Raw genomic sequence first — 15,992 nt, 5'->3', positions numbered from 1 at the left:
TCCGTCAGTCGATGGTGGCAATCACTTTGAGTTCGACGGCGATCGGCGTCGGCAGTGCGCCGATCTCGATCGTCGTCCGGCATGCCTGGACATGCGTAAAATGCTCGGCATAGAGTCCGTTGAAGATGGGGAAATCCCTCTTCATGTCCGTGAGGAACACGGTCACGTCGACGATGTTCTCCCATGCGCTCCCCGCATCCTCGAGGATGGCACGCACATTACGGAAAACGCTCAAGGTCTGGGCCTCGATGTCATAGCTCCGTATCGAGCCGTCGTCCCCGAGATCGACACCGGGAATGACCTTCGTACCACGCTCGCGTGGCCCCACTCCGCTCAGGAAAAGGAGGTTGCCGACGCGTCGGGCATGAGGATAGGCGCCCACGGGTTCCGGTGCACGCCCGGAATTGATGATGACGGGTTCGTTCATATCTGCAGACAGATGTTTTTCGGTTCGGTAAAGAAGCGGAGCGCTTCGACTCCGCCTTCACGGCCCACACCGCTCTGCTTGACGCCGCCGAAGGGCGTACGCAGGTCACGGACGAGCCAGCAATTGATCCATACGATACCGCTTTCCAGGGCATGCGCCACACGATGTGCGCGGGCCAGCGTATTCGTCCATACCGACGCCGCAAGACCATACGGCGTGGAATTCGCCCACGTGATCACGTCGTCCTCGCTGTCGAACGGAATCAGCGTTGCGACGGGACCGAATATCTCTTCCTGATTGACACGGCAGAATGGATCCAATCCCTCTATCAATGTGGGTGCCACAAAGAAGCCGCCGGCGCATCGTCCGTCCGGAATCACCCGCTCTCCACCGCAGAGTACGGTTCCACCCTCTTCCCTGGCGAGCTGGATATAGGAGAGTACCTTCTCCATATGGTCGCGGCTGACCAGCGCCCCGGTCTTCGTGGCTTCGTCGAGTGGATCACCGACGACGAAGCGGGCCGTCTCGGAGATCAGGGCCTGCCGGAAGGTGTCGTAGATCGATCGTTCGACGAAGATCCGCGAACCGCAGAGGCATATCTCGCCCTGGTTGGTGAAGGCCGCCCGGGCCACGTTGCGGGCCGTATGGGCGATGTCCACGTCGGCGAAGACGATGGTCGGATTCTTTCCTCCGAGCTCGAGCGACATCTTCTTGAACATGGGCGCAGCAGTGGCCGCGATCGCACGCCCGGTCGACGTTCCTCCCGTGAAGGAGATGGCCTTGACCGCAGGGTGATCGACGATGGCCGCACCGGCTTCCGGTCCGAGACCATGGACGATGTTGAGGACGCCGGGCGGCAACCCCGCTTCGATGCAGATCCCGGCGAGCAGACAGGCGGTCATCGGCGTGAGTTCGGAGGGCTTGGCAACCACGCAGTTACCGGCCGCCAGGGCCGGAGCGATCTTCCACGTAAACAGGTAAAGCGGAAGATTCCACGGAGAGATGCAGCCCACCACGCCGAGCGGCTGCCGAACCGTGTAGTTCAGCGTGTGCTTGTCGGTGAGGTGCGTCGACGTCTCCGTATGCAGGATCTCCGTGGCGAAGAACGCCATGTTGTCCACCGCACGGGGAATGTCTACCGTCCTGGCCAGCCATAACGGCTTCCCCTGATCGTTGGTTTCCGCCAGCGCCAGCTCTTCCAGATTCTCGCCGATCTTCCGTGATATGGCCATCATGATGGCCGACCGCTGGCGGGCCGTCATGCCCGACCAATGCGGAAATGCCGCGCGGGCGGCATCGACTGCGCGCTCGACGTCGGTCCTGCTCCCACGTGCCACACGGGCATAGACGTCGCCCGTGGCGGGATTCACGCCATCGAGCCACGTTCCGTCGGCCGACGGAACGAGGGAACCATTGATGTAATGAAGGATGTCTTTCATGCGTAACGGCTTAATAGTCGTCCAATTTACGGATATTGTGAGATGCAGCTTCCCGAAGGAATACGGACCTTTTTATCTGCCCTCGAGATCGAAAAAGGCGCGAGCGACCATACCGTCACCGCCTACAGAACGGCCCTGGAACAGTTCTCCGCCTATATCACGGAGACGTGGGGAGCGGAACCTGCGATCGAGGACCTGACCGAAGCGGATATCAGGCCGTTCCTGGGCTGGCTGCACGACAGGAACCTTGCCAAACGCTCGCTTCGGATGAAGCTCGCCGCCGTGAAGGCGCTCTTCCGCTTCTTCGTGCGGAGCGGCGATCTCACGCGCAATCCCGCAGCTCTCGTCGCCAGCCCGAAGATCGACCGCAAGCTGCCCTCCTTCCTCCAGGAACACGAGACGACCGCACTGTATGCGTCCTTCGACGTTTCCACGCCGAAGGGAGCGCGCAACAAGGCACTGTGCGAACTTCTCTACGGTTCAGGCCTCCGTATCAGCGAGGCCCTGCAACTGAACCTGGGCGACATCGACATGTCGTCGCGTACGGTCCGGGTCCTGGGCAAACGCAATAAGGAACGCATCGTCCCGGTGACCGTCGCCGCCGTCGATGCCATCTCGGCCTACGAGGTACTGCGTGCCTCGTTCTCCCCTGCGAGCGACGAGTCCGCACTGTTCCTCGGAGACAGAGGCGGCCGCCTCACTCCGAACAGCGCATGGCGCATCGTGAACAGGGTTCTCGGCCCCGTTACGGAAGCACAACGGAAAAGTCCTCACATCCTCCGTCATACCTTCGCCACACACCTGCTGGATAACGGGGCCGACCTGACGGCGGTCAGCGAGATGCTCGGCCATTCGTCGCTGTCGACGACGCAGGTCTACACCCACGTCAGCGTGGAGCGGCTGAAGGAAGCCTACAAGAACGCACACCCGAAAAGTCGGTAACAGAGTCGGTAACAACGTCAACATCCATCAGCTCCATGAACATCGCAGTCATCGGCACAGGACATCTCGGAACGATTCATGCCCGCCTCTGGGCACAGCAGGAAGGCGTCACGCTCGCCAGCATCGTCGACCCCGACGAAACGAAGGGCCGGGCAGTAGCCGCAGAACACGGCGCAGCATGGTATCCTTCCCTCGAGGCCATGCCGGACGTCGACGCCGTCACGATCGCGGCACCGACATCCTTGCATCACCGCCTCGCTCTCGACGTCCTGGAACGGGGCATGCATTGCTTCATCGAGAAACCGATCACGGCCACCCATACCGAAGCACTCGACGTTCTCGCCGCAGCGGAACGCGTCGGAAGGGTGGTTCAGGTAGGCCACGTGGAGCGGTTCAATCCTGCCGTTCGCGCACTGGCACATGTGGACGTCCAGCCGCTGTTCATCGAAGCACACCGTCTCGCACCGTTCAAGCCACGGGCCATCGACGTGAGCGTCGTGCACGACCTCATGATCCACGACATCGATCTCATTCTCTGGCTCACCGGCAGCGAAGTCACCAAGGTCGACGCTACGGGCGTGGCCGTCCTCACGGATACGCCCGACATCTGCAATGCACGTATCACCTTCGCGAACGGCTGCGTGGCCAACCTCACGGCCTCGCGCATCACGGCCAAGCCGATGCGCAAGATGCGCGTCTTCCAGCGCGACAGCTATATCTCGCTCGACCTCGCAGCACCCGGCCTGGAACTGTATCGGCTGATCGACGGTACGGCACTCGATCCGTCGCATCAGATACCATTGGGCACGCTCAGCACGCAGCATGGAGATCGCATGATCGTCTTCGACACACCGCCGGTTCCGCCCGTCAATGCCATCGCCGAGGAACAACGCGCCTTTCTCGATAGCATCACGCACGGCGCCGATATCGCCGTCACGGCACGGGAAGCCACGGAGGCCGTGCGCATCGCGGAGTTGATCGACAGAATGACGTCATGATGGTTCGCTCACGAATGCTGTGGCGCGTCGTCGCATGCGTCTGTGTCGTCGTCGGCGTGAACACGCTGCATGCGCAGACCGAAGCGGCCGACTATTCCCGCATAGGCTTCGGGGCATTCCTGACAGCCACGGCGAGCGACTATCAATGTGTCGGTATCAATCCGGCCAATCTTGGCTTCGTACCCGAGTTCGACGTCTACATCATGGGTTCGCCCATCGATGGGGGCATGGACCGGGCGAAGCGTAACTGGTCGTTCACCGTCGCCGAAGGTGGCTTCGCAACGCATTCCGATGCATTGAAACGCGGAGACCTCTGGGATGCCGTCTTCCAGAGCTCGTCGTTCGACTTCACACCGGAACAGAAGCTCGCGGCCGCACGTGCCTTCGCCGACAACGGCCTGCGATTCAGCGCCGACATCATCCCGGTAGCCATCTCTTATCAGTCCGACAAGTGGGGTGGCCTGGCCCTGACCGTGCACGAACGTGTATCAGGCACCTTCATCTTCAATGAATCGGCATCCCGCCTGGCATTCGAAGGAAGGTACTACGACTACTTCGATTCCACCAGCGTCAACTACAAGGGCGATACCGTTGGCTATGCCCGCAATCCGCAGACATATGCCCAGTTGTTCGAAGGCACGCGTCTGGCGATGACGTGGTATCGTGAGCTCGGGCTTTCGTATGGTCTCAAGATCCTCGACGTGCCGGGATTCCGTCTCTATGCGGGTGCAACTGCCAAGTATCTGATGGGCTATGCGTACATGGACGCGGAAGTGCGCGACCACCAGCTGATGGCACGCTCTTCCCTCAGTCCTGTCTTCGGTATCAGCTACGGTAAGGCGGTCTCGCCCTCCTTCATTCCCGGCAAGGACTTCCGCAGCGTCGGAAACGGATGGGGACTCGACATCGGCCTCACCGCGGAGATCGGGCTGAAGTGGACGATCTCCGCATCGGTGGTGGATCTCGGTGCCATGCGATGGGACGGCAACGTCTTCATCGCGAAGGATACGATCCTGAACGGCGTATCGAGTACGGGCTTCAACAACTACAACATCTTCGAGGAAGCACCGAAGATCACGGGTGAAGGCAACTTCTTCAGTTGGAATGGCCTGTCGACGGCGACATCGGAACTGGCCAGCCGCATACGCGGCGGCATCTCCTACTATCATACTTCGCGCTGGCGCTTCGGCATCGACGCCGTCGTGCCATTCAACCGTGCCGCAGGATCGCTCGGCGAACCGATCGTCTCAGGCGGCGTGGACTGGCGTCCGCTGATATGGCTGCGCGTGAGCACGGGCTTCGGAGGCGGAGGTAACATGGGAACCTTCATCCCCATCGGCGCCATGGCATCGCTCTTCGGCGGCGTATGGGAGCTCGGACTTTCGTCGCGCGACATCATCACGCTGTTCACGACGAAGCGTCCCGTCCTCTCCCTCTGCGTAGGCCTGATGCGGATCCGCCTCTAGAATCACCAGGCATAGGCTTCCGGCGCGGCCCCGCCCGGTCCGGGCCAGATCTCGTCCAGACGCTTCAACGTCACTTCGTCGAGCACGATATCGGCGGCCCTGACGTTCGCCTCGAGCTGGGCCATCGTGCGAGGTCCGATGATGGGCGACGTGATCCCTTCACGTGAAAGGACCCAGGCCAGTGCGACGTCGGCATAGTCGAGTCCGAGTTCCCTGCACAGTGCTTCATAGGCTTCGACGCTCGGGCGCAGCTTCTCGGCCGCTGCGAGGAGGGTGGGCCGGGCACGGCGCACATGATCGTCGCTGGAGAAGATGCCACAAAGCATGCCGCCTGCCAACGGGCTCCATGGCAGGATGGCCAGACCGTAGGCGCGTGCCGCAGGAATCACTTCCAGTTCGACCGCCCTGTTGCGCAACGAATAGACGCTCTGCTCGCTCACGAGACCGAGGAAATGACGCTTCGATGCGATCTCGTTCGCCTGGGCGATATGCCATCCGGCGAAGTTGCTCGATCCGACGTAGGTGACCTTGCCTTCCTGGACGAGCTGCTCCATGGCCTGCCATATCTCTTCCCATGGCGCCATGCGATCCACGTGGTGCATTTGATAAAGATCGATGTGATCCGTCTTCATGCGCCGCAGCGACGCCTCGCATGCACGCTTGATGTGATAGGCCGACAGGCCGCGGTCATTGGGCACGTCGCTCATAAGACCGTAGACCTTCGTAGCGAGGACGATGCGATCACGACGCCCATCACCCTGGGCGAGCCAGCGGCCGATGATCTCTTCCGTTGCTCCCTTTCCCTTCTCGCCACCGTAGACGTCGGCGGTATCGAAGAAGTTGATGCCGAACTCGAGGGCCCGGTCCATGATGGTGAAGGATTCGCGCTCCGGCGTGGTCGGACCGAAGTTCATGGTGCCGAGGCAAAGTCGGCTTACGCTGAGGGCTGTACGCCCGAGACGGGTGTAGTTCATATTCGCAAGATATGACAACAGGCCGCCTGCGGAACTATGCCCCTTCGCCGTATGTTGTAACGGTATCATCGTCTATTCATCATTCATACACAGGGAGGTGTCATGTCCGAATCAAGCTCGTCGTCGCCCGGCCGGATCGTATGGCAGGATCTTACCGTTCCCCACGCCGAAGAAGTACGCGATTTCTACAAGGACGTCATCGGCTGGACGGCCAGCGACCATGACATGGAGACCTACGCCGACTACAACATGCATCGCCCCGATACGAACGAGATCGTGACCGGTGTGTGCCATGCCCGGGGGATGAATGCCGACATCCCGGCCCAATGGATCATCTACGTCACCGTGACAGACATGACCGAAAGCGTCCGCAAGGTCAATGCGCGTGGAGGGGCCGTCGTCAACGGACCTCGCCGTATCGGCGACATGCTGATCGCCGTCATCAGGGATCCCGCCGGCGCAGTTCTCGGTCTGATTCAGGAAAATGTACCCTCCGGAACATAAATTGCGGGTCCGGCGGCATCCCAACATCATTCGACACCAGCATCAAGAATCAGAGCATGTCCTTCTATCCGTTTTCCGACATCGAACGCAAGTGGCAACAGAACTGGATCGACACGAACGTCTATCGGGTATCCGACGATACGTCGCGTCCGAAGTACTACGTGCTCGACATGTTCCCCTACCCATCCGGCGCAGGCCTCCATATCGGCCATCCGGAAGGATATACGGCCACGGACATCGTGTCGCGGTTCAAGCGCATGTGCGGATACAACGTCCTGCATCCGATGGGATTCGATGCCTTCGGCCTGCCTACCGAGCGCTATTCGATGACGACGGGTATCCACCCGTCCGTCGCTACCGAACAGAACGTCGGCAACTTCAAACGCCAGTTGAATCTGGTCGGCTTCGACTACGACTGGAGCCGCGAAGTGAACACCACGCTACCGTCCTACTATCGCTGGACGCAGTGGATGTTCCTCATGATCTACAATTCATGGTACGACGAGTCAGCCGGGCGCGCACGACATATCGATGAACTGCCGATACCGGCCGACATCGTAGATCCTCTCGAGATCGAACTCTACAAGGACGGCAAGAGGCTGGCCTTCATCGCGTCGATTCCCGTGAACTGGTGCGAGGAACTCGGAACGGTACTCGCGAACGAGGAAGTCGATGAATGGAAGGAGAAGGGCTATACCGTCGAACGGCGTCCGATGCGTCAATGGATGCTGCGGATCACGGCCTACGCTGAGCGTCTGCTGCAGGACCTCGACGGGCTGGAATGGCCGTCGTCCACCATGGACATGCAGCGTAACTGGATCGGCCGCAGCGAAGGCGCCGACGTATGCTTCGGCGTCGATGGAACGGATCATACCATCACGGTCTTCACTACGCGTCCGGATACGATCTTCGGAGCCACCTACCTCGTACTGGCTCCGGAACATCCACTCATTGAATATATCGTCAGTGAGAATCGTCGCGGTGAAGTGCTCGGCTATCGCGAAGCCGCTTCGTTCAAGAGCGACCTCGAACGTACGGAACTGAACAAGAACAAGACCGGCGTCTTCACCGGTGCCTATGCCGTCAATCCGGCCAGTGGCCAGCTCATCCCAATCTGGATCGCCGACTACGTCCTGGCACATTACGGAACGGGAGCCATCATGGCCGTTCCGGGGCATGACGGGCGTGATCACGAGTTCGCACGCGCCTTCGGCCTTCAGATCGTCCAGGTTGTGACCCCTGCCGACGGCACGGTGATCGACGTTGCCGAAGCTCCGTTCTCCGATGCCGGGATCGGCGTGAATTCGATGAATACCGACGTCTCGCTGAACGGCCTCGATACGGCTGCCGCGAAGGCAGCCCTCATCGCATGGGTCGAGGCCCAAGGCATCGGCGCACGACGGATCCAGTACAAGCTTCGCGACTGGTTGTTTTCGCGTCAACGCTACTGGGGTGAGCCGATTCCCATCATGTTCTTCGAAGATGGAAGCCGCCGCGCACTCGATGCGGACGAGCTCCCGCTCATCCTGCCCGACGTGAAGAACTTCAAACCTGCTGGCACGGGCGAGTCTCCGCTGGCGACCGTACCGGAATGGATCGACTTCGTGGACGCGAAGACGGGCAAGCGTGCACGCTTCGAAACGAATACGATGCCGCAATGGGCTGGATCGTGCTGGTACTACCTCCGGTACTGCGACCCGCACAACGATGCCACCTTCTGCGCTACCGACAAGGAGCGCTACTGGATGGGCGCAACCGGCGTGGACCTCTATATCGGGGGCAGCGAACACGCAGTGCTACACCTGCTCTATGCCCGCTTCTGGCATAAGGTCCTCTTCGACTACGGCTACGTCTCGACGCCGGAGCCGTTCAAACGGGTCTTCCATCAGGGCCTCATCATGGGTGAGGACGGACGGAAGATGTCCAAGTCACTCGGCAACGTCGTCAATCCCGACGATATCGTCGCCGAATACGGAGCCGATGCACTCCGCCTCTACGAAATGTTCCTCGGACCGCTCGAAGCGTCCAAGCCGTGGAATACGAAGGGTGTGGAAGGGATTTCACGGTTCCTCAACCGCGCATGGCGACTGATCGTGACGGAGGAAGGAACCCTCCATCCGTCGGTACAGGACGTGCCGTGCAACAAACAGCAGGACTTCGTGCTGCATTCAACGATCAGGAAGACAAGGCAGGACATCGATACCCTCAGCTTCAATACCGCCATCGCCCAGTTCATGATCTTCGTGAACGAGTTCACGGCCGTGGACATACGTCCACGCATCGCCATGGAACAGTTCGTTCTCTGCCTCGCTCCCTTCGCACCGCACATCACGGAAGAACTCTGGCAGAAACTCGGTCATGCGACGTCGGTCCATCTCGCATCCTTCCCCATCGTCGACGAAGCCAAACTCGTCCAGAGTGAAGTCGAGATCGTCCTGCAGGTCAATTCGAAGGTTCGCGGCAAGGCCGTCATCGACGCCGATGCCGATGAGGCGGCAATGGAACAGGCTGCACTGGCTGACGAGAACGTGCAACGCATGATCGATGGCAAGACGATCGTGAAGCGCATCATCGTGAAGGGCAAACTCGTCAACCTCATCGTTGCCTGATGACCATGAAGAACGTCATCGTCCCGATCGTCGCCCTATGCATGCTCGCCACCATGCATGCGGCAGGTTGCACATCCTCTCCGGAACCATCGGAGCGGCCGTACTTCGTCCTCATGCAGACGGGGAAGCTCCCGGTCGTCATCAACGAGGCATCCGGACTGATCGCGTCCAGGATGCAGGACGGTGTTCTGTGGGCGCTGAACGATTCGGGCGACGAGGCGCGGATCTTCGCGATCGACGACAAGGGGAACCTGCTGTCCGAAGTGAAGATCGACAATGCCACGAATCGCGACTGGGAAGACATCGCCATAGGTCCGGGGCCGAACGAAGGACGTTCCTATCTCTATATCGGCGAAATCGGCGATAACGAGGCCAAGGCCCCGACGATCGTCGTCTATCGTCTGGAAGAACCGAAGATCGCGGCCTCGAAGATGTCGGCAACGGCCGATAAACTCGAGTTCGCCTATCCCGATGGTGCCCGCGATGCGGAGACGTTGCTGTCCGATCCCACGACGGGCGATCTCTACGTCATCAGCAAACGCGAACGCAGGAACCGTATCTATCGTGCGGCCTATCCGCAGCGGACGGGCGTGGTCGACACGCTCGAGTTCGTTGGTGAACTCCCCTTCTATCTCGCCGTCGCAGGAGATGTCTCCCCCGATGGACGGGAAGTGCTGGTCAAGAACTACATCAACGTCTTCCATTGGAAACGCGACGTCGAGCGGGGCGAATCGTTCCGGTCGATGTTCGCCCGTCAACCCGACACCCTCGAATACATGCCCGAAACGCAGGGTGAAAGCATCACCTGGTCCGCGGACGGCAGCGGATACTATACCGTCAGCGAGCAGACGGATTCCACGTGGACACCGCGCATCTACTTCTATTCACGCGTAGGCTCGAAGGCCGACGTCGAGCAACTCCGCGACGTACGGCGCCCATCGATGTCCGTGACGATGGACGCCGACACCGCGAACTACTTCCGCATCCGCTATACCATCCCCGAGCAGCAGCACATCATGCTCTACGTCACCAATCCCTTCGGATGGCGCGTGATCGAGATCGAGAACGATGCGGCGGAATCGGGTCTTGTCGAACGTACGCTCGACATGCGGAACAAGCCTGCCGGTAACTACGTGATGCGACTGTTCACCTCCACGTTCGAGGTCAGCGTACCGTTCGACGTACGCTGACTGCGTCCCCACAGCCACACGGCGACAAGGGACGACATTCCGAACACGAGCGCGGAAACGTAGAGCGCCACACTCATCGATACGTTGTCGTTCACCCATCCCACGACGGGACCGACGATCATGAAGATCACGCGCATCCCCAGCTGTCGGACGGACAGCACGGTCGCGCGTCGCTCACTCGCCACACGGACGTTGATGGCCGATGCGAAGACGGGGTTGCCGACACCACGCGCGAAGTAGAAGCCGACGACGACGGGCAGGACGATCCACGTGGACCACGTACCGAGTACCGCATAGCCGATCGCGACGGCGATGGCGAGCAGGACGACCGTCGACCGGTCACCGAAACGCTCCTGCAGCGTATGGGCGCGCAGGGCGAACACACCGACCAGTCCATTCAGCGAGGCCCAGATGACGCCGAACCAGGCCACGGGTACTCCCACGTTCAACATGTAGGGCTGGAGCAGCCAGACCATCGTCAACGTCGAGGCTCCCATGATGGACCCTGCGATGATGATCCATCGCAGCTCGGCATTCTTCACCATGGCATCGTGTACCGTGGCCAGCACGTCCCGCATGCTCGCGGCCCTTCCCTCCGTACGATGGACGATGGGTTCGACGAGCATCCAGGATGCAGGCAGAAGCACGATGGTCACGATGGCCTGTGCATGGAACGGTGTGATCAGGGAAATACCCGCCAGCAGGCCACCGAGTACACCGGCCACGGCTTCTGCGAAATTCCCCGCCGAAAGCTGGGCCCCCTCTTCACGCACGCTGCGCTCCGTCGTACCGAGTTCGAGCAACGTATCGTAGAGCAATGCCGAATCCGTTCCCGAATGGAAACTGAATCCTATGCCGAGCAGGAGCTCGGCCACGAAGAAGCCGCCGAACGACGATGCGACGGTATAGTAGGCCCACCCCGCGACCACGAAGATACTTCCGATCATGAGCGTCTTCCGTCGTCCGAGAACGTCGGAGAAATAGCCGGACGGTACTTCGACCACGACGATGATGGCGGCGAAAATGGCCTGCAGCAGCATGACGTCCTGGATCGACATCCCCGCCGACTTGTAGAAAATGACGATGATCGGAATGGTGAGTGTGAATGAACGCACGATCTGCAGGATCCGCAGCAACGTGATGTTCCTTTTCAAGCGTACCCTTCGTTCCATGATCCCTCCTGAAAAAACAACGAGGCGATTCCCCTGGTTCGGAGAATCGCCTCGGTCTGCACGTAACTAGTCTGTTCTTCTATCCGTATCCGGCAATTCTCCTATGTATCGGTTCCACGTCGAACACGACGACGCACGACACCGGGTTGACGGCGTCCAGCTTGGAGATACACGGAAGATGATGCACGGTATATTGCATGTTCTTCAGGAAGTAAAAATCATGCCAGTTCCATCCACCACTATGGAGACGTTCATGCCCCGGATGCTACGTTCGTTTATCATCGGAATTTCCTGCGTCGTCGGCGCCGGTTCGGCGTTCGCCCTGGAACCGGCATCCGGAGGGGACCCCCTGAGCAGACGTATGGATCAGCTCTGCACGTCCTTCACGCCGATGCCCGGTGGTCTCGACACCATGTTCACGAACGAATTCGTCAAGGCAGTCCCGATCCCACGACTCCTGGCCGGTATCCAGCAGCTTCAGACGATGGCAGGAACGTGCACGGGATGGGCATTGACGAAGCGCGAAGGTGAATGGGCAGCTTCGACGGCCATGCAGACGTCGGGCGGATACACTGTCCCCGTCGACATCCGTATCGAATCGCAACCGCCTCACCGCATTTCCGGCCTCATGCTGCGTCCGCCGTCGAAGAACGTCGCCACGATGGACAGCCTCCTGGCCGATCTCAAGACCTTCCCCGGTACGACGTCACTCCATGCCGTCAATCTGACGAAGGGAACGACCGTCGCCTCCTACAATCCCGATGCGGCACTGCCGATCGGCAGTACCTTCAAGCTCTACATTCTGGGCGAGCTCGTGCGGAGCATCGATGCAGGGCAGCATCGATGGGACGAAGTCATCGCTCTCGATTCGAACAGGTTCTCGTTACCGTCAGGCATCCTGCAGAAGTGGCCACATGGCTCACCCGTCACGCTCCACACGCTCGCATCGCTGATGATCAGCATTTCCGACAACACGGCAACGGATCATCTCCTTCTCCATCTCGGACGCGACAAGGTGGAAGCCATCCAGGCGGTCATGGGGCACAGGCAATCCGTACTCAACAGTCCGTTCATGACGACGCGTGACATGTTCCTCATCAAGTTCACCGAAGACGCTTCCCGTGCCCAACGATACGCTTCCCTCGATGCGAAACAACGCATGGACATGCTCGGCAAGGAAATAGCTCCCCTTCCCCTGTCCGACGTAGCCATGGCCGACAAGGTGGTGATACCGGACAAGGTCGAATGGTTCGCCACCACGCCCGATCTCACGAAGGCCATGAACTGGCTCCGCATGCAGGCCGACAAGCCGAAGCTCTCTCCCGTTCTCGGAGTCCTCGGCATCAACAAGGGAGTCACGGTTGACGAACGTCGCTGGAGCTATGCAGGCTACAAGGGCGGCTCCGAGCCCGGCGTCATCAATATGACCTACCTCCTTCGCGCGACCGACGGGGACTGGTATTCGATCTCCTGTTCGTGGATGAATACGAAGGAACCCGTGGACGACGCCAGATTCGCCGGTATCGTACAGAAGGCCCTGGAACTCCTGAAGTAGGAGATACCTTCGTACCACGGAACGGATCCATGACGCCGCCCTGTCCGAACGGATACGGCGGCGCCGTCGTGTCCACGTGCGGCCGGAGCATATTACATACCCGCCATGGCTCGCTTCGGTCATATCTTTGTCCCATGCTCTGCCTCCAATGTGAAAGCAATCCGGGATGGGTGGCCGTGGCCAATGCCCATCATGCACAGATACTGATCGACCATGCCCATTGCGAGAAGAAGGCTGCAGCCTTTGCCCTGGCCATGATCAACAGGTATCCGGACCGCATGCGTCTCGTGAAGGACATGATCGATCTCGCCAAGGAAGAGATCGAACACTTCGACCTCGTCGTTCGTGAACTCGAACAACGGAGTATCACACTGACACCCGATACGGGAAATGCCTACGCCAAGGCCTTGCACGAACACATCCGTACGGCGGAACCATACAGGCTGCTCGACTCTCTCATCGTCGGCGCCTTCATCGAAGCCCGTTCGTGCGAGCGGTTCTCCCTGCTCGCGGAGCATGCCGACACGGACGTGCTGCGAACCTTGTACAGATCGTTGCTGGCATCGGAAGCCGGACACTACAGAGCCTATACCGACATCGCCCGCGAGTACTTCCCGCATGACGTCGTCAAGCAGCGCCTGACGGAGTTCGGCGCCATCGAGGCGTCCATCGTCGGCAACCTCACGAATCAACCAACGATGCACGGCTGACCATGTCCTCGATCATCTTCATGGGAACGCCTGAATTCGCCGTACCCGCACTGCAGGCCCTGCATACCGGATTCGGTGTCCGCGCAGTCGTCACCATTCCCGACAAGGCACGAGGACGCGGACTCAACGTACAGCCGTCCGAGGTCAAGCGGGCAGCCCTGGATCTCGGCATCGACACGATTCTTCAGCCCGCGTCGCTGAAGGACCCCGCCTTCGCCGAGACACTGGCCGCCCTCGAACCCGATATCCTGTGCGTGATCGCATTCCGTATCCTTCCCCGCACCATCTATACGATGGCCCGCCTCGGCGCCTTCAACGTCCATGCCTCCCTTCTGCCCCGTTACCGTGGTGCGGCACCGATCAATCATGCCATCATCAACGGCGACCGGGAATCGGGTGTTACCAGCTTTTTACTCAACGACGTCGTGGATACCGGCAACATCCTCCTGCAGGAACGCTGCGACGTTCCCGACGGCATGACGGCAGGCGAGCTCTATGCCCGTCTGATGCCGCTGGCCGCGGACTGTGCCGTACAGACCGTGCGGATGCTCCTGGACGGCACGACGGCTCCCATCCTGCAACTGGAATCGCTGGCCTCGCCAGCGCCGAAGGTATTCCGCGAGACGAGCCGGATCGACTGGACGAAACAACGGCACGATGTGCGTAACTTCATCCATGGCCTTTCGCCCGTACCATGCGCATGGACGCACTGGAACGGCGAAGTACTCAAGATCTATCACGCCGCACCCGCAGACGAAACATGTCCGATGGGAACGTTTCGCATGACGCCGTATGGCCTGCTCGCAGGATGTGCCGATGGTGCATTGCTGTTGAGCGAGATCCAGACTCCCGGCAAGAAGCGCATGCAGACGACCGACATGCTTCGTGGCTATCGCGGCCCCGTCGAAGGAACATTTGCGTGATTCCACTCGCACGATTCGTCCGGTCCACACCATTCTTCGTCGTCGCCCACCGCGGCGCTTCCGGCATGGCACCGGAGAATACCCTCGCCGCACTACGTATGGCCGTGGAAGGTGGCGCACGTATGGTAGAACTCGATGTGCAGACGACGGCCGATCACGAACTCGTCGTATTCCACGACGCCATACTCGGCCGCACCACGAACGGTCATGGCTACGTACGCCGTACACCGCTCGCCGACCTCCGCAAGCTCGACGCAGGTTCCTGGTTCTCGCCGCTGTTCACGGGTGAACGTGTGCCCCTGCTGAGCGAAGCGTTGTCCGCACTCGAGGGGCGCGCCTATCTCAACATCGAATTGAAGCCGATGCAGGACGACGACCCATCGACCGTTCAGGATATCCACGACCTCGTCGCACTCGTCCATCGGGTCGGCATCGGACCGTTCATGGCCTTCGCCTCGTTCGATCATCGCACGTTGGCTCTCGTGAAGTCGATCGACAATACGCTCCATACCGTCGCCATCAACGTTCCCGGCGACAAGCGCATGCCCAGCGAAGTGGTACGCGCTTGCGGAGCCGATGCCTACGGCTGCTCGCTTCAGGAGCTCACCCACGCGCGCGCCAACGATGCCCGTGCTCACGGACTTCCTGTCGGCGTCTATACCGTCAACACGGAAGACGATCTCCGCAAGGCACTGTCGTACGGCATCCAGGCCGTGGTGAGCAATCATCCCGAACGTATCACGGCTGCCTACCATCGATTGACGTTCCATGGATGACGTTACGATTCTCGGTCTGATGGCCGGCAGTTGCTCCACCTTCGCACTGGCGCCACAGGCCTTCAAGGTATGGCGTACGCAGGCCGTCGATCAGCTCAGCATCGGCATGCTCGGCCTGATGCTCTGTGGCAGCCTTCTCTGGCTGCTCTACGGCATCATCCGTTCCGACGTCAGTATCATCTGGGCCAACGGCGTGGCCTTTCTCTTCATCGTCTACATGTTCACGAAGAAGACGAAGGATATGATGCGGACCGGACGACGATGAGTCCTGCCCGCCGCCAGCTCCAACAGACGACATCATCACCAT

The 15,992-nt window shown here is 60.2% G+C and carries 15 protein-coding genes; 11 read left to right on the top strand and 4 right to left on the bottom strand.

The genetic code is table 11. From position 1 onward, the window contains the following. Positions 1-4: 4 nt before the first annotated feature. Both BGO89_03595 and BGO89_03590 read right to left on the bottom strand, forming a co-directional pair. A complete protein-coding gene (locus BGO89_03595; protein ID OJX58857.1) occupies positions 5-439 on the bottom strand; it encodes a 2-aminomuconate deaminase in 435 nt (144 codons plus the stop codon). Beyond that, a complete protein-coding gene (locus BGO89_03590; protein ID OJX58856.1) occupies positions 424-1,866 on the bottom strand; it encodes a 2-hydroxymuconic semialdehyde dehydrogenase in 1,443 nt (480 codons plus the stop codon). The genes BGO89_03595 and BGO89_03590 overlap by 16 nt, the downstream gene beginning before the upstream one ends. A gap of 42 nt (positions 1,867-1,908) precedes the next feature. Here BGO89_03590 and BGO89_03585 point away from each other — a divergent pair, with 42 nt between their 5' ends. The 3 genes from BGO89_03585 to BGO89_03575 are packed head-to-tail and all read left to right on the top strand — an operon-like array spanning position 1,909 to position 5,272. Further along, complete coding sequence (locus tag BGO89_03585) at positions 1,909-2,808, top strand: hypothetical protein (protein OJX58855.1); 900 nt, start codon at positions 1,909-1,911, stop codon at positions 2,806-2,808. 35 nt (positions 2,809-2,843) lie between these two features. After that, the gene (locus tag BGO89_03580) at positions 2,844-3,806 is read left to right on the top strand and encodes a hypothetical protein (protein OJX58854.1); all 963 of its coding nucleotides are present in this window, start codon (positions 2,844-2,846) and stop codon (positions 3,804-3,806) included. A gap of 14 nt (positions 3,807-3,820) precedes the next feature. Then, positions 3,821-5,272 (top strand): hypothetical protein, encoded by a 1,452-nt coding sequence (locus tag BGO89_03575; protein OJX58853.1) that lies wholly within the window; start codon positions 3,821-3,823, stop codon positions 5,270-5,272. Positions 5,273-5,274: 2 nt separating this feature from the next. Here the strand turns inward: BGO89_03575 and BGO89_03570 are convergent, their stop codons facing one another. After that, positions 5,275-6,246 (bottom strand): oxidoreductase, encoded by a 972-nt coding sequence (locus BGO89_03570; GenBank protein ID OJX58852.1) that lies wholly within the window; start codon positions 6,244-6,246, stop codon positions 5,275-5,277. 102 nt (positions 6,247-6,348) lie between these two features. On the opposite strand from BGO89_03570, the gene BGO89_03565 reads away from it, so the two are divergent. Genes BGO89_03565 through BGO89_03555 form a run of 3 tightly spaced genes read left to right on the top strand, consistent with a single transcriptional unit; the run spans position 6,349 to position 10,549 of the window. Beyond that, on the top strand, positions 6,349-6,750 hold the full coding sequence (locus tag BGO89_03565) for a hypothetical protein (protein OJX58851.1): 402 nt from the start codon (positions 6,349-6,351) through the stop codon (positions 6,748-6,750). A 56-nt stretch (positions 6,751-6,806) separates the two neighbouring features. Continuing rightward, complete coding sequence (locus BGO89_03560; GenBank protein OJX58850.1) at positions 6,807-9,359, top strand: leucine--tRNA ligase; 2,553 nt, start codon at positions 6,807-6,809, stop codon at positions 9,357-9,359. Continuing rightward, on the top strand, positions 9,359-10,549 hold the full coding sequence (locus BGO89_03555) for a hypothetical protein (protein OJX58849.1): 1,191 nt from the start codon (positions 9,359-9,361) through the stop codon (positions 10,547-10,549). The genes BGO89_03560 and BGO89_03555 overlap by 1 nt, the downstream gene beginning before the upstream one ends. On the opposite strand, the gene BGO89_03550 is transcribed toward BGO89_03555, so the two are convergent. Beyond that, positions 10,489-11,721 (bottom strand): hypothetical protein, encoded by a 1,233-nt coding sequence (locus BGO89_03550; GenBank protein OJX58848.1) that lies wholly within the window; start codon positions 11,719-11,721, stop codon positions 10,489-10,491. The two genes, BGO89_03555 and BGO89_03550, sit on opposite strands and share 61 nt — an antisense overlap. Positions 11,722-11,962: 241 nt before the next feature. Between BGO89_03550 and BGO89_03545 the strand changes: the two genes are divergently transcribed. From BGO89_03545 to BGO89_03525, 5 genes are all read left to right on the top strand, one after another. Then, on the top strand, positions 11,963-13,276 hold the full coding sequence (locus tag BGO89_03545; protein ID OJX58847.1) for a hypothetical protein: 1,314 nt from the start codon (positions 11,963-11,965) through the stop codon (positions 13,274-13,276). A 134-nt stretch (positions 13,277-13,410) separates the two neighbouring features. Beyond that, positions 13,411-13,986: a hypothetical protein gene (locus tag BGO89_03540; GenBank protein OJX58846.1), complete on the top strand. Its 576-nt coding sequence runs from the start codon at positions 13,411-13,413 to the stop codon at positions 13,984-13,986. Positions 13,987-13,988: 2 nt separating this feature from the next. Continuing rightward, positions 13,989-14,909, top strand: coding sequence for a methionyl-tRNA formyltransferase (locus BGO89_03535; GenBank protein ID OJX58845.1), 921 nt, complete (start codon positions 13,989-13,991; stop codon positions 14,907-14,909). Next, entirely contained in the window at positions 14,906-15,685 is a 780-nt protein-coding gene (locus BGO89_03530) for a hypothetical protein (GenBank protein OJX58844.1), read from the top strand. Before BGO89_03535 ends, BGO89_03530 begins: the two co-directional genes overlap by 4 nt. After that, positions 15,678-15,950, top strand: a complete 273-nt coding sequence (locus BGO89_03525) for a hypothetical protein (protein ID OJX58843.1) — start codon at positions 15,678-15,680, stop codon at positions 15,948-15,950. The genes BGO89_03530 and BGO89_03525 overlap by 8 nt, the downstream gene beginning before the upstream one ends. Positions 15,951-15,992: the final 42 nt, after the last annotated feature.

Origin of the sequence: Candidatus Kapaibacterium thiocyanatum (genome assembly GCA_001899175.1) — a bacterium.
GTDB lineage: Bacteria > Bacteroidota > Ignavibacteria > Kapaibacteriales > Kapaibacteriaceae > Kapaibacterium > Kapaibacterium thiocyanatum.
This window is presented reverse-complemented; position numbering and strand designations above follow the sequence as displayed.

What these genes read in the sequence shown, in the direction of transcription:
- BGO89_03575 (OJX58853.1), top strand. Translation starts at nt 3,821, where the DNA reads ATGCTGTGGCGCGTCGTCGCATGCGTCTGTGTCGTCGTCGGCGTGAAC.
- BGO89_03565 (OJX58851.1), top strand. Translation starts at nt 6,349, where the DNA reads ATGTCCGAATCAAGCTCGTCGTCGCCCGGCCGGATCGTATGGCAGGAT.
- BGO89_03585 (OJX58855.1), top strand. Translation starts at nt 1,909, where the DNA reads ATGCAGCTTCCCGAAGGAATACGGACCTTTTTATCTGCCCTCGAGATC.
- BGO89_03570 (OJX58852.1), bottom strand. Translation starts at nt 6,246, where the DNA reads ATGAACTACACCCGTCTCGGGCGTACAGCCCTCAGCGTAAGCCGACTT.
- BGO89_03590 (OJX58856.1), bottom strand. Translation starts at nt 1,866, where the DNA reads ATGAAAGACATCCTTCATTACATCAATGGTTCCCTCGTTCCGTCGGCC.
- BGO89_03545 (OJX58847.1), top strand. Translation starts at nt 11,963, where the DNA reads ATGGAGACGTTCATGCCCCGGATGCTACGTTCGTTTATCATCGGAATT.
- BGO89_03560 (OJX58850.1), top strand. Translation starts at nt 6,807, where the DNA reads ATGTCCTTCTATCCGTTTTCCGACATCGAACGCAAGTGGCAACAGAAC.
- BGO89_03535 (OJX58845.1), top strand. Translation starts at nt 13,989, where the DNA reads ATGTCCTCGATCATCTTCATGGGAACGCCTGAATTCGCCGTACCCGCA.
- BGO89_03525 (OJX58843.1), top strand. Translation starts at nt 15,678, where the DNA reads ATGGATGACGTTACGATTCTCGGTCTGATGGCCGGCAGTTGCTCCACC.
- BGO89_03580 (OJX58854.1), top strand. Translation starts at nt 2,844, where the DNA reads ATGAACATCGCAGTCATCGGCACAGGACATCTCGGAACGATTCATGCC.
- BGO89_03540 (OJX58846.1), top strand. Translation starts at nt 13,411, where the DNA reads ATGCTCTGCCTCCAATGTGAAAGCAATCCGGGATGGGTGGCCGTGGCC.
- BGO89_03555 (OJX58849.1), top strand. Translation starts at nt 9,359, where the DNA reads ATGACCATGAAGAACGTCATCGTCCCGATCGTCGCCCTATGCATGCTC.
- BGO89_03550 (OJX58848.1), bottom strand. Translation starts at nt 11,721, where the DNA reads ATGGAACGAAGGGTACGCTTGAAAAGGAACATCACGTTGCTGCGGATC.